This window comes from Parashewanella spongiae (assembly GCF_004358345.1).
GTDB classification, from domain to species: domain Bacteria; phylum Pseudomonadota; class Gammaproteobacteria; order Enterobacterales; family Shewanellaceae; genus Parashewanella; species Parashewanella spongiae.
On the sequence record NZ_CP037952.1, the window covers coordinates 3,545,559 to 3,566,312 of the forward strand.

The window sequence follows — 20,754 nt, forward strand, 5'->3', positions numbered from 1 at the left end:
CACTAGAAAAACCTTAATCTGTATGATTTACTCTCTATTGTTCAATTAGTAAACCTTCAGCTAAATCTTAAGTTAGTGCCATTGGCCCATAACCAAGCATGGTTTATGAATTTTTCCGATGTGTGAGTTGGAGCATTATCAATATAAACAATGGCTTTCTTATTGCTTGAAAGCTCTTTTGCCAACTTTTCAAAGGCTTCGATAACGATGTCTGTATTCACTGTGCACTCAACTTCGTGGTAAACAACCTTACCTTGCCTACTCAAAAAGCCAAGTACGTTTAGTTTCTTGCTGTTTTGATATGCAGTGCATTCAATAGCAACGCCTTTTTCACTCCAACCATACGGTAAGTTCGACTTCTGGGAAAAGCCAGATTCATCAAAATAATAAAGATCTATTACCCCTTCCTTTTCCATTTCTACACAACTCACTAATTCATCGTAGGCTCTTTCAAAATAGACTTCATTTCGCTGTTTTTTAAATGAATGTCTCATGCGTTTATGGCTGTAGTTAAATTTTTTTTATCGTCCGTTTTACTGTGCCTAGACTGCACTCTTTACCTGTTGAATTCTGTATTAAAGACTGCGCTCTTTTAAGTTGATGAGGCTCTTCATCAACAAATGATTTTAAGAGTGAAGCTTCCTCTTGAGAGTAAATACTAGGTCGACCTGAACGTTTGTCATCAAATAAACTTGAGACACCTTGCTCGTACCAAGCGGTAATCCAGTTTGATACTGTAATTTCGCAAACTTCGAAAATGTCAGCTATCTGTTTAATTGAAAACTTCTTATTACTTAACAGAAATGCGTGTGCTCTGGTTCGACTACGATGTTTGGAATGATGTGCTACGGCTGCTTTCAATGTTTCAATTTCAAATTCTGAAAGTGCTACGACTCTTTTCATGATAACTCTCGCACATGAGATAAAACTATATTTAGGGTACTAATATTTAAAATAAAATTTTATGAGGAACTTCAATTTTCTGAATAGTTTTGTGATTTAAAAAACTTTTAGTCGACTACTTAATTTGATAAAAGCAATTAATGTGAGCAAGCTCGTTTTTATAAAGTCATTTATTGTGAGCAGAAAATGACGGATAAATGCGAGCAATTACAGTTAATGGGCAGACTTGCTCAATACTATCATTCCTAAGTTGAATTCATCCTCGATAAACTCAAGTCCAAATTCATCTTTGAGAAAACTTATCATTCCATTTTTTAACGTATTATTGCCATGGTATCCAGTTATGATCGATGTTATCTTGGGGTCATTGTTTTTTTTGTGGTAACAAAATAATAGTTTTGCGAAAGCTAATGGAACACCTCGAATATGTGTACCATCGCCTGAATGTCCTTCGAAGATTTTATCCATATGCAAATCGATACAATGATTCATTAAGCCAACACTTTTTTTATATATTCCTTGTGTTATCCCTTTATCAATCATGCTTGCGAAATTATCTTTTTCAAGCGGCGCAAGTTGAGCATATATTTGTGAAGGAGTACTCATGTTACATTCGTTCATAATTTTTTCTAAATACCATATTCCAATATCAAATTCTTTTGCCTTAATACATACTTTAGTAAAGGCATTGTAAATGGCTATATCAGGTTTGATACCCCATTGCTGCATTAAACTGGCTGAAACTGTATCGCCATCACCCAACACCAATGTTTTGGCTTCTGTATAACGCCCCGTTTCAGCGCAGGCCGTCAGCAAATTCAGGCAGGTGATTGAATCTGCCCTTAGTGGTAGATGAGGTGCCATCACGGGCTTATCCCCACACACCAGTTGCCAAGCTCTATCAAACTGATCCGTTTTAGCGCATACCGTGATAAAGGCATTGTAAATGGCAACGTTAGGCTTGATGCCCCATTGTTGCATTAAGCTGGGTGTAGCTGTATCGCCATCGTCATCGGCCAACACCAATGATTTGGCTTCGGCATAACGCCCCGTTTCAGCGCAGGCTGTCAGCAAATTAGTGCAGGTGATTTGATTAGCTTTTAATGGCAAATGAGGAGCCATCACGGGCTTATCACCACACACCAGTTGCCAAGCATTCTCAAACTGGCCTGTTTTAGCGCATACCGTGATAAAAGCATTGTAAATGGCAACATTAGGCTTGATGTCCCATTGTTGCATTAAGCAGGCTGTATCTGTATTGCCCAACACCAATGATTTGGCTTCAGCATAACGCTCCATTTCAGCGCAGGCCGTCAGCAAATTCATGCAAGTGATTTGATTGGCTTTTAATGGCAAATGAGGAGCCATCACGGGCTTATCACCACACACCAGTTGCCAAGCACTATCAAACTGGCCTGTTTTAGCGCATACCGTGATAAAGGCGCTGTAAATGGCAACATCAGGCTTTATGTTCCACTGCTGCATTAAGCTGGCTGTAGTTGTATCGCCATCACCCAACACCAATGATTTGGCTTCTGCATAACGCCCAGTTTCAGCGCAGGCCGTCAGCAAATTCGTGCAGGTGATTTGATTGGCTATTAATGGCAAATGAGGTGCCATCACGGGTTTATCACCACACACCAGTTGCCAAGCGCTATCAAACTGGCCAGTTTTAGCACATACCGTGATAAAGGCATTGTAAATGGCGACATCAGGCTTGATGCCCCATTGCTGCATTAAGCTTGCTGTAACTGTATCGCTCAACACCAATGATTTAGCTTCTATAAAACGCTCCACTACAGCGCAAGTGCTCAGCAGGTTCATGCAGGTGATTTGATTAGCTTTTAATGGTAAATGAGGTGCCATCACGGGATTATCACCACACACCAGTCGCCAAGCACTATCAAACTGGCCCGTTTTAGCGCATACCGTGATAAAGGCGCTGTAAACGGCAACATCAGGCTTGATGTCCCACTGCTGCATTAAACTGGCTGTAGCTTTAACTGTATCGCCCAACACCAATGATTTGGCTTCGGCATAACGCCCTGCTTCAGCGCAGGCCGTCAGCAAATTCAGGCAGGTGATTGAATCTGCCCTTAGTGGTAGATGAGGTGCCATCACGGGCTTATCACCACACACCAGTTGCCAAGCATTATCAAACTGGCCCGTTTTAGCGCATACCGTGATAAAGGCATTATAAATGGCAGTATCAGGCTTGATGCACCACTGTTGCATTAAGCTGGCTGTTGCTGTATCGCCCAACACCAATGATTTGGCTTCTGCGTAATGCCCCGTTTCAGCGCAGGCTGTCAGCAAAATCATGCAAGTGATTGAATCTGCCTTTAGTGATAGATAAGGTGCTATCACGGGCTTATCACCACACACCAGTTGCCAAGCACTATCAAACTGGCCAGTTTTAGCGCATACCTTGATAAAGGCGTTGTAAATGGCAACATCAGGCCCGATACCCCATTGTTGTATTAAGCTTGCTGTAGCTGTATCGACATCGCCCAACACCAATGATTTGGCTTCTGCATGACGGCCCGTTTCAGCGCAGGCCGTTAGCAAATTCATGCAGGTGATTGAATCTACCTTTAACGGTAGATGAGGTGCCATCACGGGCTTATCACCACACACCAGTTGCCAAGCACTATCAAACTGGTTCGTTTTAGCGCATACCGTGATAAAGGCACAGTAAATTGCAACGTTAGGCTTGATGTCCCATTGTTGCATTAAGCTTGTTGAACCTTTATCGGCCAACACCAATGATTTGGCTTCTGCATAACGTCCCCTTTCAGCGCAGGCCGTCAGCAAATTCGTGCAGGTGATTTGATTGGCTATTAATGGCAAATGAGGTGCCATCATGGGTTTATCACCACACACCAGTTGCCAAGCGCTATCAAACTGGCCAGTTTTAGCACATACCGTGATAAAGGCATTGTAAATGGCGACATTAGGCTTGATGCCCCATTGCTGCATTAAGCTAGCTGTAACTGTATCGCTCAACACCAATGATTTGGCTTCTGCATAACGCCCAGTTTCAGCGCAGGCCGTCAGCAAATTAATGCAGGTGATTTGATTGGATTTTAATGGCAAATGAGGTGCCATCAAGGGCTTATCACCATGTACCAGTCGCCAAGCACTATCAAATTGGCCCGTTTTAGCACATACCGTGATAAAAGCATTGTAAATGGCAACATTAGGCTTGATGTCCCATTGTTGCATTAAGCTGACTTCAGCTGCATTGCCTAGCACCAACCTTTTGCCATCTGAAAAATTTAAATTTAACTTAATTAGTTTCAGTAATAGAGTGCATGTTTTCGCTTCATAGGACGATTTAAATCGTATTATGTCACTAAAAATGCCGTCGAAATTAGATGAACGGCTGTCAGAAAACTCGGCCGCTTTGTGTAACATTTTATGGATTAACCTTATGTCCCATGATGTTTCCATGGCCTGTTTTTCGTTTTTTAGGGTGTGAATGATTTCAATAAGCTGCGAAAGTTTAGTGCAACCACCAATTAATACATTTAACTCAATACCCAGTTTACTTTTGGTTTTCTGTTTAAGTTTCCAAGAGTGAATAAGCGCACTGGTCTGAGTAAAAAAGGGCTCAGGGGAGGAAGGTGGTTGTTGTATTTGTTTGGTATATTGAGTGCTCCGTTTTGGAGTAATGGAGCGGGGCTCAGTTGCAAAATGTCGGTAAGCATTACTTGGCTTCATACAGTAATGAGTCTCTCGTGTACGAGAGTTAAAGCGAGTCGACGATGATTTATTGTTGAAAAAATCATACAGCTTTTGTCTATTGGTTTTGCTTAATCTTTGATAACACTGTTGTAAGTTTTCATCACCATCAAACTTTGAAACCTCAAAGTTAAGATATAATACGGCTTCGCTTGGGTATTCTTGGAGACTTGTAAGCATGAATTTATATATTGATTGTTGCTCAGCAGGAGTGCGCACTGTCGCCATCACATTACTCAATAAGTGAGTGAATTAACAAGCTAAGAAATAACGCACTGAAATGATAAATACAAAAATATTCAGCTTTAAGGCATTCTATAAATGTATAACAAAAAATTTTCCACCGCACAGGGGAGCCGTTTCATAGCTCATCGTTGTATCTCAGACTCAAAAAAATAATGAAATTGAGCGTAAATTGGTTTTAACCGATGCACTTATTAATGCCTTCTCGTTGTTTTAATTTCCGTTTTGTTGCACTGATCCCAAGGCCTTTTGCTACTTGTGACGCATTACCTCGTAAGATTTCAGTCGCTCGCTTTTCTATCCAATCTTCGATTTCTGGATCATCTTTTTCAAATAAGCACCACGCCGCTTTCCAGAGATATTCAAGCACATGGATGAAATCCATGACCACCGTTGCATTGATGTTGAGTTTCTTCATCACCCGATAAATTTGTTTTAGCTGATGAGGATGACCATCAACGAGTACAACCCACTGACAGCTTTGAGTTGGGTCTCGTTCCAGAGCTTCTAAAAATGCTTCTTCAATCACAGTCGCAGCGCTTCTTTCTACGCTTGCCCACACACGTTTATTTCTTGGTGGCACACGTAATGGACGAACATTTGAATTATCGTTTCTAGACATGATTGATTCTGGGGTACGATGCAAAGGCTTGGTGGTGTATACCGCTGCAACTTCTGCCATTCGTTTGCGGTCTTTTTTTTCTCCAGCACTTAGGCGTCCTTTGAGCTTCTGTTGTTTCGCTGCTTTTTGCGTGCCCTCTCTCAAGCTATTAGGTTGCATAACGATGCCTTTTCCATCCATAGTCAATACCAGTAAATCAGATGTATTTTCTGGCTTAAGGTATCTCTGCTGGAGATAAAAACCATCAAAATCTTGTGCAATATCCTGCACAATTTGCCTTGCTTGTCGCTTGGGCACGTGCGCACCTGTGGTGGTATCTATTGAGCTTACTGCATCATCATATGAGCCTTTGACTGCTTCTGTAGCGAGTCTTAGGCGTACACCATCAGAGTATTTATCTTTCGAAAGATTCAGCTCACCATCCATTGGAAACACGCTATCACACCGACGTTGACTGTAACCTTTTCGATGCATCGTTACGGTACCAAATAAACTTTCTAAGTTTCGTTTGCAGTTATTTTTCAAATGATTCAATGCAATGTCACGGTTGGAACAAACTTGCTGACGGGGCTCTTCAGCGGTTTTGATATCTAAGAAACCCTGTAATAAACACCGCAACAACTCAGTTCCTTCGGTATCGATATAAGCTTCAACTTCTCCATGGCTCTCTTGCTTAACTTGCTCGTCTTCGAGGTGCGAAATAATACGTTCAAATTACAATTTTGCTTCAGAAAAGAATGAAAATTCGAGTGAGTTTGAGTATGCTAGTTTCATGAAAGGAGCCTTTTTATATACTTGTTGTGTGTGGAAACTGATAAGTACTATAAAATTGCTCCTTTCGCACCATTTATTAAACCCATCCAATTGATAATGAATGATCTTTTCATGCTTTTCGTCGATCTAAAAGATCTACACCCAATTTGATTACTGTAATTGGTATAGTTAGCCAACACCTTGATATATCAAGTGGTCAGAACAACAATATCCACTACTGTTGTTTAAGTTAGTTACCAAGGTTCTCTAGATATTTAACGAACGCAGTAAAATCACCTTTGTCTGCTTTCTTGAGGCAAGAGATATAAGCTTTGCGCTCTTCGCTCACTTTCTCTAGATTGCCTTCTGCCCAGTTAATTTGTGGCTCTTCTAGTAGAACTATGCGAACTACATCGGTAAATATACGCGAGTGCCTGCCATTACCATTTTGGAAAGGATGAATCTCAACAAGCTTGTGCTGTATGCGAGCACTGAGCTCTAGATTTGAGAAGTGTTTGAACTCTACCCAGCACTTAGCATCTTCTAAAAAGTTGTCGAGCTTGGGCCTGATTTGGAAGGGATCACAGCCTATGCTTAGCTCTTTGTTTCGAATGGCCCCGGCCCAGATCCAAACATCACCAAATAGGTTTTGATGGAGAGCCAGAACAAATTCAGCTGAGAAAATAGAATCCAGCGTTAGGCCAGAGATACCACTAACCCATTGCTGGCCTGCTAGTATATTGGATTGTTCAAGTTCGTTAAGTTGTTCTCTTGTTGTTACGTGTGGGTGTTTCAACCCTTCCATATCATCAGGATCAAGCGGTGTAGCCCCTTCTAGCTCATCAATGATCAAAATACCTTGCCTTCCTTATTTTTACCCCATAGCTTACGCCCACCGGCACGCATAATTTCTTCGGCTAGTTCACTTATTAAGATATTTTCTTTCTCTTTGCTAATTGATTGCGCCTCTAGAAACATATTTTTAGATGCTTTCTTTACCTCAACTTTCGCAACCTTAAGCGCACGTTCTTGCATTATGTCAGATATAGTCTTTTTAGGCTTTAGAGTGTATGAGAAATCACAGTCTAGAGCTTCAGCTAGTTGCTTTAACTGATTTAGAGTTATGTCGCCATCAACCTCGCGCCTTTCAAGGACTGAAACTCTATTTCGTGTCAAGCCAGCTCTATCTCCTAGCTGGGCGCCTGACATATCAAGAGCTTTTCTTACTGTCCTAATCCAGCCCTCTTTAGGTGTTAAGGGAAATAGCGTTCCCTTAACTGCATCAACCAGTTCTCTGTACTGCCTTAAAACCGTTTTCTTAACGGGTTGTTGCTTGTTCGGATTGCTTTGAAAAGAGTACATAGTGATCTCGTTTTTCATTGTTTATGAATTAAGTGTACTAGAAGTCAGATACAGCTTCTAATTTTATGTATTTAATTGAGATGACAAATAACCTTAACTGTATCTAAATATGAATACAAATCTACCTTTACTGTACTATATTTTAATTACAGATCAATAGTAGTTGTATGTCAATTAATATACTAGTTTTACTTTAGTATGTAGTTAAAGATACAACAATTAATTAACGCACCTAAAAGAAGATACAAAATAACACTTCATTGCTTCCTTTTTGTGTTTAACAGCTAGGTGATGTGAGTCGCTAGCACAAGGCAATGGGGGCAAAATCGTGTGATAAACCACCGTTCTGATTCGAACTTGATGTGAGGATAATCATGATCTTCCAAGATAAGGATACAAAAATTCACTAACTTCTCTTGAAGCGACACCAATATCAACTTTTATGCCCTCTTTCTCTAGAGCATAAATACCATTTCCATTGTTCCTTTCATCAGGATCTAGAAGAGCAACTACAACTCTCTTTATTCCTGATTTAATGATTACAGAAGAACATGCAGGAGTTCTTCCAACAAATGAACATGGCTCAAGAGTGACATATGCAGTCACTTCATCCATAAGGCCATCATAAGCACTAATAGCTTCAATCTCAGCATGATTGCCACCAATTTTTTGTGTGCATCCTTCAGCAATGACTTGCCCGCCTAGAACGAGAACACAACTTACTGAAGGACTTGGTTGGCATTCAGGCAAAGCAGCCTGAGATATCTGTAATGCCTTAAGCATAAATAACTTGTCTAGATCCATCTAAAATATCTTTTTAAACTTTTATCATACATTAGGGGCTGTTTATCATTCGTGATTATTTTTACAGCGATAAATTGGTCGTTTTATACAAGACAGAGCTTGTGCGGTTTGGTATTCCAAATAAGCAAGCGATAACGCAGTACCTTTTATTTAGAAAGAGCGACCAATTTACGCTCTCTCTTTTTTCGATGCTTTTGAGCGTTCACTATTCTGTGTTGTAACCCGTTTACTTAGATGACTAAGCTTCACGGCTTACGCCTTGAACAGATAAACGCTCAAATAGCACAAAATTTAATCCTGAAAGATAAACAGCCCCTAACAAACCTATGGCAAAAGTGGTGTAAAAAAGATGAGTTAACGAACTAAACTAGCAAGGAAAAGAGCATTTTCGAGCTGACAGCAAGCAGCTCGACTTTGGACAAAAACGAATTGGTTTATCCAGGTAATGAACGGTACAAACAAGCAAAAAATGAAAAGTTTCAAACTTAATTATGGTCATACGCTTTCATGAACAAACATGACTCAGACCCTTCGATTTGAGCTATGTTTAAAATGTTATTTGATTTTAATACCCAAGCCTAACGATACTAATGTGCCTATCACGGTCGTTATTACTACAGACAAAAGGGAACCAATTAATACATATTCAGTCATACTGCGATCTTCTGACTTATTGAGCTCTCCGAATCGGAAGATTGATTTTGCTGCAAAAATAAACCCAATAGCAGCATAACTCCCAGCAATGGTAAAAGTTAAAATTAACACACGCTCAAGATAACCGATTAACTCACCACCAGCTGCAATGCCACCAACTTCAGCACTAGAAACAGCATCAGAATCTGTCTCAGAAGCAGCGACACCTTCACCTTGTCCTGATGAACTAAGGGGGAAACGCTTTAATACGCTAGCAATAATGATTGATGTTGGTTTGAGAGCAATTAAATATCCAAGAGATATAAAAATAACATCAAAAAAATGCTTATGATTCAATAGTGCATCTAGGGTTAGATTGGTTGACATATGGTAAGCAATAAACACAAGCACCAAAACGTGAAGGCATTGATCAAGGATAAAATAACCCAATTTTTCTCCGTTGGGTAACATAGCCTTCCCTAAATCAAACAAATAATGTGTGACCATCACGATTGCAACCAAGCAAACAGTAGAATGAACACCGAGACCGAGTATAAATGCGGGAATAATTAAAGCTACTCCGTGCAACACTGAGTGGAAATAAAGCTCAATTGCGCAGTATGTTGATTCCCTTTTAGCATCTACCCAGCTTTTAGGTTGCAGATAAAAGTCACAAATCACATGTATTACTAAGAGTGGAATTAACGCATTAAAGAAATTAAGCATTTCCATGTCCTTCTAAATTGGTTGCTAACACTTTAATTTCAAACTGCTGAATTAGTTCGTGAACCAAATGCCAACCAGACGCTTTAAGGGATTTACTTATCGTTGATGGGGCAGTTTGCAGATTAGCCGCTAATTGCTTTAGCGATATATCTGTACTTTGAAGCATGAGCAACATGACTTCACATTGGCGAGAGGTTAACTCTGTAATTTGTCTGTCGAGATATTTAACCAGCAATTTGAAAATCTCAACAAGTACCTGGCAATCAGAAGTAAATGTCATTTTGTCATTCTTCAACGTGTTCAATCCACGCCCAGATAAAATAAATGCTTCTCCCATTGATTCAGGGAGTGACTCACGTATATCCGCATTTGAAGCAATAGCAAAGCTGATCCTACAATCAAATTCTTTACCAAGGGACTTTATGGCCAAACGATACATCAAGGTATACTTAAGCGCGTTATGAACATCATATATAACGGATTGAAATTCATCGCCTCGTTTAATGTTATGTATGCATGATGGAGACTGTTCTGATATCCATTTTTGTATTGCTTTCACTTTTATAAGGTAGGTATCAAACTGCTCAGTAGTTAAATCCGTTGAATCTACTATATCAGCAATGATAACAGCGATAGGCTTGGTGATTGATTCCACAATTAAACTCCACATTTTAGTGGCCACTTTTGGCTAATAATTCAAATTTAGCCACTTTTGGCTAATAATTCAAATTTAGCCACTTTTGGCTAATAATTAGAAATTGGCCACTTTTGACTAATTAGAGTGTCATACTGAACGAAATACGGTTTTGGGCATAACTTTATCTAGGGGCTGTTTATCTTTCAGGATTAAATTTTGTGCTATTTGAGCGTTTATCTGTTCAAGGCGTAAGCAGTGAAGCTTAGTCATCTAAGTAAACGGGTTACAACACAGAACAGTGAACGCTCAAAAGCATCGAAAAAAGAGAGAGCGTAAATTGGTCGCTCTTTCTAAATAAAAGGTACTGCGTTATCGCTTGCTTATTTGGAATACCAAACCGCACAAGCTCTGTCTCGTATAAAACGACCAATTTATCGCTGCAAAAATAATCACGAAAGATAAACAGCCCCTAATACGCACAAGTTAAGTTGCTAATAAGGAAAGGTCGGATAAGCGACACCTGTTGCCAAGTGCCACTCTCCTCAGGACCCAAGCCTGCAACTTTCACTGCATCCGGCTCAAGCCTCCGCTAAGGCGTATAATGTTACCCAGCAAAATAAAGAGCAAAACGGGCTTTAGCCCATGCTTTTTCTGACGTCAGAAATAGTGATAAACAGCTTATTTCCAGCATCCTTAAAGGCAGCGAACCCATAGCGTTCATAAAATTGCTTGGCACCGTCTTTGGCATTAACTATCACAAAAGGAAAGACTACGCTATCACTAGCTGATAACAGTTTTCGCAAGGCGTCGATCAGCAACCATTCACCAAACCCTTTGCCTTTGTAACGTTGATCGACTGAAAGACGTGCGATTAACCCGCCTGACGTTGAAGGTTGGTGTTTCTTTTGGAGTTTGTCAGGTAAGGCTTTTAGGTCTATCGGGGTCATGGTTAGCGTGTAAAAGCCGATGATGTGTGATGGCTCCAGCTCATCTTCAAGCACAAAAGTTCTGCTGTTGTCCTTTTTGGCTTGTTGACTTGCCATCACTTTTACATAGTTGTTTAACACTTCTACGCCGCAATTAAAGCGCTTACGATCGTGTTTTGCTTTATCGAGCAAGACCACATTCATTGTGTTTTCCCATGATAGCACTGGGCTGCGGTTTGCAACTTGGTGCGTACCTGCGCTGGACGGTCTAACGCTTCCATCAACTGCATAGCATCGGCTTGACTGAGCTTAAGCGATTGTTCACGTTCAATCACTTGTTTGGCTCTTTCAATGGCCGCATTTAACACAAATGAATTAATACTGGACATACCCGCTATCGCTGCGGCCTTGGCTAGTAAATCTTGTGTATCAATATCCACTCTGGCGGTGATACGAGGTAATGTTGTTGGCATATCCATCCTCCTACAATGTGCCAATATGACACACTAATAGTATAAGCGTCGAAGTTAAAAATAACAACACTTGTGACAATCTGGCACACGAATCTGGCAACTAAGGTTTTTCTTAGCAGCTAAAAAAAGAACATGAATACGATTTTGAAAGATGAGGCTTAACGAAACAATTCGTAACTTCTCAATAACCCGTGGCAAAACACCGAAACTGTAACAGTTAGTTACGATCGCAAGATCATGCTTGACCGATCTTGCCATGCTTTCATCCTAAACGTTCATGATAGGCATAGATGTCATGAGCGTTTAGGTTGAAGCACAGTACCCAATTGGATCACTTCCAGCGAGCGGGTTATTCATAATATATGAGTATGGATTAATAGGCTGCGTCGATGTAGGTGCTTGAATTACAGGATCAACTGACAAGAAACGCCCAATGTTGTAATCGAACACCCGACCGTTCATGTGGGCGCTTAGAATTTACGCTACAAAAACAGCTAAAAACCTATAATAACGAAGCGATGAACTTTGTAAAAGGGGTAATATTTTGCTCTACACTGGCAGCTTCCAGTGCCTGCATATACTCATATCTTCGCTCTACGGGCACAACCGTCCACGAATAACCACCTGCGGCCATCATCAAGTTCATAATGAATCGTCCCATACGACCATTGCCATCAAAATAAGGGTGAATATAAACGAAGATAAAATGACCTAATACCACTCTAACTGCTGGGTGTTCCTCTTCCATTAATAAGTCGAATAGTGCAGGCATCAACTCCCTAACAGCTGCTTTGGTTGGTGGGGTATGCCTTGATTTTTGAATATAAACAGGGTCTGTTCGATAACCTGCTAAATCAGATTGTTTGATAATGCCAGCAACAACACTTGGGCCGAATAAAGCTAAATACCAATCAGCATGAACTGCTTCGAACACTTCACCAGGATTTGCACCTTCTAAGACCTGCTCAACAGCTAGCTTTACTTGCTGAAAGGCATCCCAATAACCTTTTGCGGCCATTGCATCTAAATGCTTTCTACTGCCATCAGACTGTTCAGGATTCCAGTTGCCCGAACGTACATGTTCAATTAGCTCATGCGTTACTCGATAACCTTCAATGGATAACGAATGGTAAGCATCAGTAACAAACTTGTCTTCGACCTCAGCTAAGTAGCCCTGAACATTGGTTTTTGCATCCGGTGCATCAGGAAAATGGGCAATCACATCTGCTCGCATGCTTTGCCATAGTAAACGCAATCGATTTACGTAGGGTGAAACCTCACGGCGACCAAAGGTTATCGGTGTTTTATCTTCAAACGGGTCAACTTCTTTCACCTTATAGTCAGCGGCATCCATACCCTTGAGAATATTATCAGCTATCAAGTCTCGGCCAATATTACGAAATGCTCCAGCTAAACGACCAGCACTGGCCACATAGCCACCATCAAGTAGGACACTTAACACCTCTGAGGCATCTGTCACCATTGAAAGTAGTGTTCTCATTTTAATGGGCTTTTGGGCAAAGGTAGCTTTAGCACAATGCACTAAACTTGCAGCCAAGCTATACACTCTCAAACCATCAACGACGGTTAATTGTGCTTGCTCTGGCATCGCAGAGCGGATATCAAATACCGAAGTATTGTGAAGTAAAGCCGTTGGCTTATTGCGCCCTTTAGGCGAACGAACTAATAGCTGAGAAGGAACAGTTTTATCACCAATGTGAATTTGAATGGATTGCTCTGGTGATAAACACCAGTTCTGCTCAAGGCGCTCATCAAGATATGCACTACAAAAACCCCAAAATGACGTATACCATGCGGTACTATCACCTTGTTGTTTATCAGGGCTTGAAGGAATATACCAACCTCGCATTACTTCTTTGATGAAGCCATGTTTAATTAAGCGCTCTCTATCGGTGCGCTCAAGCATTTTTGATTGCACTGCAATAATCCCACTACCTTGTAATAGCTTTAATTGCTCTAGCGAATGTGCAAGCTTTTCTGATACTTGATTCATGTTAACACCGTTAGCTTTTAGCGAATTTAATCATTAGCTTTTAGTGTAATCTAAATTTAGCTTTTAATGCAAAATTCGATTAGCTTTTAATGTAAAACTGATATTATTTACAGCACTATAATCTTTACCTATGCTTACTTAAAGCCATTAAATATCTATCATTATGCAGAATCCATTATCTTGAAACGTGAGCGCATTGTACTCATTATTTTTGTGTTTCAGGAGCCATCGTTAGCTTGGAAATTTGTTCAGGCTAGAGAAAAAGTAGAAGATAGAAGAATTCAGCCAGAAACCTTTATTGAGCAATTCTTAGGTGCGCAATCAGTAATACGCCAAGTTAAAACGAAATACGGTGACGCCGTTAAGGTAGATTTGTTGTTAAAGAACACGGACGATAGCCCTAAAGAATACAGAGATAACATCGCAGATATGGAGCAGCATACCAATAAAAATACACAGTCACAGCGATTTGGAAAGGCTGTTAGACTTATGATCCTAGAAACATCAGTTAACTGCGTTCTCAAGCGTAGAAAAAATAGCTGATAGTAAGGCGTAGCTTGCAGCAAGTAGTTATTCTACTTGCAAAAGTTACAACGCAGATAGCAGTCATTTTAGCAAGCTTGTGAGCGTAGAGCACTTCACTCATTGGGTGAAAGCCATGATGATAAAACCATCATATTGCTCAAACAGTTACTCATATACTCAGCGTTCAACTGATGATTTTAGGATGATATTCATACTTTACATTGGTGAGGCATTATGGCTGTAAGGCATTCGTATCTACACAGGCTGACCAAAAAACGAACTGGCTAATTCTCTGTACATTTCAATTTCTTCTGTTGAATAATTATTGAGCATTTCCATGAGCTGTAAAAATACCCACAAGCCTGCTAATAATGCTGGATGGGTAACGGGCTTACTTCGTTTCGTCAGTCGACCACTGAGCTTTATCATAAACGTTTTTAGTTCTTTAGCACCAGACGACTCATCGTTGTAAAGTTTCCAAACTAAAACGCAAGCCATTGAACTGACTATTAATCTTCTAAAAATTCTGTCTGCTGTTTCTTGTTGCCAGTGTTCAAGTTGAAATCCATGACCTTTCAGTACCTTGAACCAAGACTCAATTGACCAACGCCAGTAATACCAATTTCCTAATGTAAGCGCGCTGACTTCTTTTACATTCGAGAGTAATAGCCATTGAGCGAGTTGTTCGCCTTTATCGTTACATAAGGTACTAACTACAAATCGAACGGTAGGTGCATTTTTAACTTCTCCCTCTGATTTTCTCTGTAAAATAACTTCTGCTTCACCGACAAATAAATAGGCATCTTTGCCTTTGAAATCGACAATACCATGTACATCGCTATCGATTCTGTTGGCTAGTTTTTCTAGTGAAATGAATTCTTCACCGTATTAAACAGTCGAATTTTTCTTCCCTCTCGTTAACCACTGAGTGCCCATTAGCTGTCGTAGGTGTTGCGCTGAATCAGCTTCTCTATCAACAATATGAACAAGTGTTTTATCTAATGGTAAATTATCTTGCCATTCAATACGTTCTACAAGTTGCTCAAGGTGGGGTTGAGTTTTTTGATATTCAAAATCTCGGCAGCGGTAAGTGCCTTTTTCGGTTTTTAAATCTAAACCCAGTGGTGCAATCGGTTGGCCAGTATCTGAGTCTAGCAATAGTGAGGCAAATAATTCATATCCTACATCTTTTTCGTGAGACATCTGGGTTTTATCTAATTTGCTGTCGTGCTTTAGATAGTTGTTCCTGCACCAATCATGAGCGACTAATCCATACGATGAATGACTTGATGCTAATTCTTGTCTTGCTGATTGAAGCAAAGGCAAACTAAGTGCTGGAAAAGTGACATTATCATTTGAGAAAAATCGCCAAGCGCCTTGAGTGTTAGACCATGCACTTTCATGATGAGACAATGCTTTTACGCCTTGAGCAAGTTTAGGCGCGACATTAAGATGCTCTTTAATCAAAATTTGGTATCTTTCTTTAAGGCGAGATTCTAGTAGGCAAGATAAATTATTTTCAGCGAACAAGTCCATAGAATTTGTTTTTATTGGCAAAATTTGATTCTGTGATCACAGATCATTAGATCAGTTCCTTAAAAATAATGATCATTGCTCAAGTGGTTAAATATTGACCGTGCTGTGTAGATACTAATGCTGTAAGGTGGTAAAAAATGATGGATATCAAATCCAACTATCTTAATTAAGCCCAAAACTATAATACCCACAAAAAATAAAATTAATTTGGCTTAAATTGATTTGTTTAATATACTGCTGTAGCTGTATATAATAACAGTGGTTATTGTAATTACGGTTCTATAAAGAGTTAAGTCGACGGTCTTACGATATGCATTGTGAGCCGTCTTGATGATGAAGAGAAGCAGTTGGGGTAGAGTGGCGGCAACCACCCTACCCCGTACCGGCTGCGCAGACTATTAACCCAACCCAGCCGATGAGTAAATTCTAACGAATTCCATTGGTAAGGGATAGATCTATTTAAGATCTAATATCAATGGAGGCCACGATGGCCCATATTCGCATACGTCCTAATGGGCGCATTCAGTTCGATTTACACCTGTACGGTCAGCGTTTTCGTGAAGGTACGAAAATGCTGGCGACGCCACAGAATATCTCAAAAGCCAAAGCCATCTTGAAAACCATCAATGCTGAAATTGATCTTGGTCGTTTTCAATATCGTGCTCATTTCCCTAAGAGTAAGAAAGCCTCTGTATTCGAACAATTGCAAAGAGAAAAGTATCCCGATCATCAATATCCCTTTTTTGACCAATTTTCAGAGCAGTGGTTTTTACGTCAACAAGCCAAGTGGAAGAACTCTTATCAGCAAGCGGTGAGAAACAACTTGGACAAATACTTAGGGATGTCGCAGTTCAAATAATACCAATTTAAATTTCAACGCTTAATTTGTCATACCTGCGAACGCAGGTATCCAGCGACTTGTGCCCAAATTAACCAAAGTCTCTGGACTCCTGCGTTCGCTGGAGTGACGATAAAATTGGTATACATTCTTCCGCCACGTCCCTTACTGCCGTATTTTGGCAACACCCTGGTGAGTGAAGTCACGTTAGCACAAGTGGATTTTTATCGACAAGACTTGATGGAGAAAACAAAAAACGATGGTCAGAGAATGCTGTCCAATCGCCGCATCAACAACATACTCTGGCCACTGGTGGCGATTATTAGCCTCGCAGCAGAAGAGCATAAGTTCGATTATCCTCTGAGGCGATATCGCTCATTAAACCTAAATAAATCGGTTGGGAGCGTTCATATACGCAGAAAAAATTATTGATAGCAAGGCATGAATAGCAGCAAGTAGTGGTTCTACTTGCAAAATTTATAACGCAGCTAGCAGTGATTTTGGCAAGTATATGAATGTTCAGAACTCACCTGATGGGTGAATTCGGGTTGTTTAATCTTGTATTTAACTTCAATAGATTAAAGTTAAATTGTGCGTTCAACTGATATATTTAGGTTAAAGGAAGAACGAGCAGAATCTTCCCCAATGACCATCAATGAAGTCAGCCAATTTTTGAAGACCGTTGAGCCTAGCTGGCGAGACTACTTTTTGATCCGATTTTGGACAGGGCTTCGCAGCTGCGAGATCCACGGGCTGCAATGGCAGCACATCGACTTTGAACATCGTTTGATCCGCATCTGCCAAAACTGGGTTAATGGAGAAGCTTGCGATGTCAAAACGCCAAAGTCACGACGCACACTCAAACTGTGCGACACTCTGTTGAATGCCTTTAAACGTATACAAACTGCCGCTCAAGACAACATTGGTGACCATCATTATATCTTCACAGATGCTAATGGTATTCCGCTCGATACACACTTCGTGAGTAAAAAACTCTGGTATCCGACGCTAAAAAAAGCCGGTTTGAAACGCCGACGCGCTTATGAGACTCGCCACACTGCTGCGGTTTTACATATTTCAGCCCATGAAAACCCACTGTATGTTTCACAAATGCTCGGACACAGTGACACTCGGTTATTGTTTGAGATTTACGCCCCTTATGTTGCAAATGCTTCACGCATTGATGGCAGTGCCTTTGATGCTCTTATGCAAAACAAAGGCATTGTTTAACTCAGTATTTACGCCAGTGGCGTCGTTTTCGCAATACCAGGAACACATGAGTGATTCATTATGAGGTGCACGTAATCCGTGACCAGAGGAACCTCTTTGTCGCGAGGTTATTGCTTAAAAAAATTGGACTCAATGGTCCAGCTAAAGATGAGGTAAGATGATGAGTAAAAAGAAGGTTGGAGTCCAAAGCTTTGCCCAAACGTTGATCAGAGAGCATGGTAAAAAGTTTGCTGAGCTAACGATGCAATTAACGCAAATGCCAGCACATTCCACGACGTTCAGTCGAGTGTTCAATGTGTTATTCAGACGCACGTACACAAACTATCAATCGAAAGCAATCACGTCTATTTTTGCCTCTGCCATTAAGAATATGACCGATGATAAGGACAACTTTGCAGATTATATGAAAAAACACTGGGGACTGCCTGTCGCTTATTCAATACCGAACGGATTACGTTTTGATGCATCGAATTTTTGTTACGACAAAGCATCACATCCCACTATTTACCGATTGAATTTAATGAAACAACTTGAAGGTGTTTCATTAGTTGATGAGCTCGTTAAATTGTCTATCAATACCCAATATTCAAGTAAAAAAAACAATGCTAAAAGTCAGGTAAAAAAGTATCTACATTGTCCATTTAATGATTCAAAGCAGTATTTGATGAACATTGATACTCAAATATTTCCTTTATGGTTTAAAAGAGATAATAGCCGTTATCTTTGTGAACAGTTAGCTTCTGGGCTCTCATTTGATGAAGCCTGCGAAATAACCAATCAAAATATTTTTCAAATACTAGGATTTATACATAACAAGCTCAATCTGTCACACCAGCAAAAAATGAAAATCATACACCGATTAGACGATTTATTTGATGACGTGAAACAGCAATTAGCCCATCAAGCATCGAAAAAAGACAGAAAGGTCGCCAGTGAACACGTATACTTTGTTGCACTTGATCATCAGCAAGTTAAGGTAGGTGGTTCAAAAAGCAATGAACGTTTAGAAGAGCGTCTGAAAGAGCATCACCGAAACTATCCTGAACTCCGATTGTTTATATCCTTCCCCGTAACAGATTATAAAAAAATTGAAAACGCCATTAAAAGCATTTTTTGTGCGAAATTTCAGGTATTGGTTTCACACTATCAAGATCCGTTAAAAGCTCAGGAACTTGACCAAGGTGCATACTTTACAATAAAAAGTCAATTACAAGAGTAGGCTAGAGAGCTATTCATCAGGGCGGGATCGTGCTTTAGATCTTGAAAATAATTAAATCAATTTTGAACTTTCCTGAGTAACGATGATCAGATCGACAAATGAATACTGATTTGAGTCTGATTATGGACGTAATGAAAGAGATTGAACAAGTTGAAGATCATCGTGTTGAAGCTAATAAAGAGTATGATTTAGCTGATATTATTTTTCTTACAATTGCCGCAGTGCTTTGTGGTGCTACAGGCTGGAAAGCCATCAACATTTTCGGTGAAGCTCAATTAGATTGGTTAAGACAATATCGGCCATTTAGTAATGGCATCCCGACACGACACTCAATCGGACGGATAATTAGAGGTGTTAAAGCCGAAAGTATGATGTCTTGCTTTATTAACTTTTCCGGAACCAATCAAACTTGGGTAACAGTTGATATCAGTTATTTTAAATATCTAAGTGCATATAATTACTTTAACTTTAATGTATTTACTCGAAATTACTCGATAATGAGTATCGAACTGATTTGTTACCTCGATATCCTGTGATTTGATGGGTTCCACTTTTCCAATACATTACGGGAGCGAGATGGTAAAGAGCATATCAGTTTTGATGGTAAAGTTGCTTGTGGCTCTAAACACGGTGATGACATAGCGGCGCTTCAACTAATGACGGCAATGGTTGTGGATAATGGACTGATAATACGTCAAAAAGAAACGTCGACTAAAACGAACGAAATCCCTGTAATGCAATCCATGCTAAAACACATGGACATTGAAAATGCAGTGATTACCGCTGACGCCATGCACTGCCAGAAAGAAACTACAGCCTTAATACGTGAGGGAAAAGGTGATTACGTTCTTCAAGTGAAAAAGAATCAAGGTAAATTACTTGCTGAAATTGAAGCTTATTTTCATAAGTGCTATAGAGATACACCAGAGCTTTTAAAAAAGAATCACTTTACAGAATTAGACGGTGAGCACGGACGAATTAATGAAAGACATTATCGCCTTTTGCCAATTACAAATTGGTTTGACGAAGCAGCTAAATTTGTAGGCAGTCATGCCGTTGTTGAAGTCACTCGAATGCGAGAGCTGAAGAATAAATCAAGTCAAGAAACGTCTTACTACATAACTTCGTTAGCCAGTGATGTGAAAGATATCGCTAAATATATACGGAAGCACTGGGCAATTGAAAATAGTCAGCATTGGGTTCTCGATGTCACTTTTAAAGAGGATGCCTGTAAAATTTATGCTGATGATGGTGCAAAAAATTTGGCTACTATCAGAAGAAAGATTTTGAACTTAGTTAAAAGTCACTCTTCAAAAGACAGTGTTGCTGGCAAGATGCAGAGAGCCTGCTGGGATGCAAAATTTAGGGCTGAGATTTTGTTTGGTGAATATTTCATCAAAGCATAATCCCGCCCTGAGCTATTCATTCAATCGGTCAAACTGATACAAAACTAAATGTTGTTTGTTAACGCCGGCGTAATTAAGGTACTTGACAAAGATACACGGAGAAGAGTTGAAGTAGTATTCGTTCGAGCGCTGCGAAAGGCTTGAACTTGCTGGCGTTATG

The 20,754-nt window shown here is 40.0% G+C and carries 18 protein-coding genes and 3 pseudogenes; 7 read left to right on the forward strand and 14 right to left on the reverse strand.

All coding sequences use genetic code 11. The annotated features are described in order from the left end of the window. Positions 1-56 precede the first annotated feature (56 nt). The 13 genes and pseudogenes from E2I05_RS13935 to E2I05_RS13995 form a co-directional block, all read right to left on the reverse strand. On the reverse strand, positions 57-494 hold the full coding sequence (locus tag E2I05_RS13935) for a transposase (RefSeq protein WP_133309700.1): 438 nt from the start codon (positions 492-494) through the stop codon (positions 57-59). A 16-nt stretch (positions 495-510) separates the two neighbouring features. Then, positions 511-903, reverse strand: a complete 393-nt coding sequence (locus E2I05_RS13940; protein ID WP_133309701.1) for a helix-turn-helix domain-containing protein — start codon at positions 901-903, stop codon at positions 511-513. 213 nt (positions 904-1,116) lie between these two features. Beyond that, positions 1,117-4,875, reverse strand: a complete 3,759-nt coding sequence (locus E2I05_RS13945; RefSeq protein ID WP_133309702.1) for a pentatricopeptide repeat-containing protein — start codon at positions 4,873-4,875, stop codon at positions 1,117-1,119. 193 nt (positions 4,876-5,068) lie between these two features. After that, positions 5,069-6,217, reverse strand: a complete 1,149-nt coding sequence (locus E2I05_RS13950; protein WP_133309703.1) for an ISKra4 family transposase — start codon at positions 6,215-6,217, stop codon at positions 5,069-5,071. Between the two features lie 298 nt (positions 6,218-6,515). Continuing rightward, complete coding sequence (locus tag E2I05_RS13955) at positions 6,516-7,118, reverse strand: mobile mystery protein B (RefSeq protein WP_121855015.1); 603 nt, start codon at positions 7,116-7,118, stop codon at positions 6,516-6,518. Next, positions 7,115-7,645, reverse strand: a complete 531-nt coding sequence (locus E2I05_RS13960; protein ID WP_244935389.1) for a mobile mystery protein A — start codon at positions 7,643-7,645, stop codon at positions 7,115-7,117. The genes E2I05_RS13955 and E2I05_RS13960 overlap by 4 nt, the downstream gene beginning before the upstream one ends. 354 nt (positions 7,646-7,999) lie before the next feature. Continuing rightward, entirely contained in the window at positions 8,000-8,431 is a 432-nt protein-coding gene (locus tag E2I05_RS13965) for a bifunctional diaminohydroxyphosphoribosylaminopyrimidine deaminase/5-amino-6-(5-phosphoribosylamino)uracil reductase RibD (RefSeq protein WP_121855016.1), read from the reverse strand. A gap of 555 nt (positions 8,432-8,986) precedes the next feature. Next, the gene (locus E2I05_RS13970; RefSeq protein WP_244935390.1) at positions 8,987-9,796 is read right to left on the reverse strand and encodes a DUF3307 domain-containing protein; all 810 of its coding nucleotides are present in this window, start codon (positions 9,794-9,796) and stop codon (positions 8,987-8,989) included. Further along, on the reverse strand, positions 9,783-10,445 hold the full coding sequence (locus E2I05_RS13975; protein WP_121855024.1) for a hypothetical protein: 663 nt from the start codon (positions 10,443-10,445) through the stop codon (positions 9,783-9,785). Before E2I05_RS13975 ends, E2I05_RS13970 begins: the two co-directional genes overlap by 14 nt. 617 nt (positions 10,446-11,062) lie before the next feature. Continuing rightward, a complete protein-coding gene (locus E2I05_RS13980; RefSeq protein WP_121855018.1) occupies positions 11,063-11,557 on the reverse strand; it encodes a GNAT family N-acetyltransferase in 495 nt (164 codons plus the stop codon). After that, a complete protein-coding gene (locus E2I05_RS13985; protein ID WP_121855019.1) occupies positions 11,554-11,826 on the reverse strand; it encodes a type II toxin-antitoxin system TacA family antitoxin in 273 nt (90 codons plus the stop codon). The genes E2I05_RS13980 and E2I05_RS13985 overlap by 4 nt, the downstream gene beginning before the upstream one ends. Before the next feature lie 312 nt (positions 11,827-12,138). Further along, positions 12,139-12,291 (reverse strand): annotated as a pseudogene (locus E2I05_RS13990) (RHS repeat-associated core domain-containing protein); the annotation flags it as partial. 37 nt (positions 12,292-12,328) lie between these two features. Then, the gene (locus tag E2I05_RS13995) at positions 12,329-13,840 is read right to left on the reverse strand and encodes a Fic family protein (protein ID WP_121855021.1); all 1,512 of its coding nucleotides are present in this window, start codon (positions 13,838-13,840) and stop codon (positions 12,329-12,331) included. A gap of 180 nt (positions 13,841-14,020) precedes the next feature. On the opposite strand from E2I05_RS13995, the gene E2I05_RS14000 reads away from it, so the two are divergent. After that, positions 14,021-14,383 (forward strand): zeta toxin family protein, encoded by a 363-nt coding sequence (locus E2I05_RS14000; RefSeq protein ID WP_243641154.1) that lies wholly within the window; start codon positions 14,021-14,023, stop codon positions 14,381-14,383. A gap of 237 nt (positions 14,384-14,620) precedes the next feature. Here E2I05_RS14000 and E2I05_RS14005 read toward each other — a convergent pair. Beyond that, a pseudogene (locus E2I05_RS14005) lies at positions 14,621-15,901 on the reverse strand (transposase). Positions 15,902-16,388: 487 nt separating this feature from the next. Between E2I05_RS14005 and E2I05_RS14010 the strand changes: the two are divergent. From E2I05_RS14010 to E2I05_RS14035, 6 genes and pseudogenes are all read left to right on the forward strand, one after another. Beyond that, positions 16,389-16,760 carry an Arm DNA-binding domain-containing protein gene (locus E2I05_RS14010; RefSeq protein WP_121855239.1) on the forward strand — a complete coding sequence of 124 codons (372 nt, stop codon included), beginning with the start codon at positions 16,389-16,391 and terminating at the stop codon, positions 16,758-16,760. Between the two features lie 171 nt (positions 16,761-16,931). Continuing rightward, positions 16,932-17,171, forward strand: coding sequence for a hypothetical protein (locus E2I05_RS14015; protein WP_207805351.1), 240 nt, complete (start codon positions 16,932-16,934; stop codon positions 17,169-17,171). 159 nt (positions 17,172-17,330) lie between these two features. Then, entirely contained in the window at positions 17,331-17,969 is a 639-nt protein-coding gene (locus E2I05_RS14020; RefSeq protein WP_243641170.1) for a site-specific integrase, read from the forward strand. A gap of 157 nt (positions 17,970-18,126) precedes the next feature. Then, on the forward strand, positions 18,127-19,188 hold the full coding sequence (locus E2I05_RS14025) for a hypothetical protein (protein WP_121855241.1): 1,062 nt from the start codon (positions 18,127-18,129) through the stop codon (positions 19,186-19,188). A gap of 98 nt (positions 19,189-19,286) precedes the next feature. Further along, positions 19,287-19,724, forward strand: a complete 438-nt coding sequence (locus E2I05_RS14030) for a transposase family protein (protein ID WP_133309704.1) — start codon at positions 19,287-19,289, stop codon at positions 19,722-19,724. A 24-nt stretch (positions 19,725-19,748) separates the two neighbouring features. Next, a pseudogene (locus E2I05_RS14035) lies at positions 19,749-20,594 on the forward strand (ISAs1 family transposase); the annotation flags it as partial. Positions 20,595-20,754 lie beyond the last annotated feature (160 nt).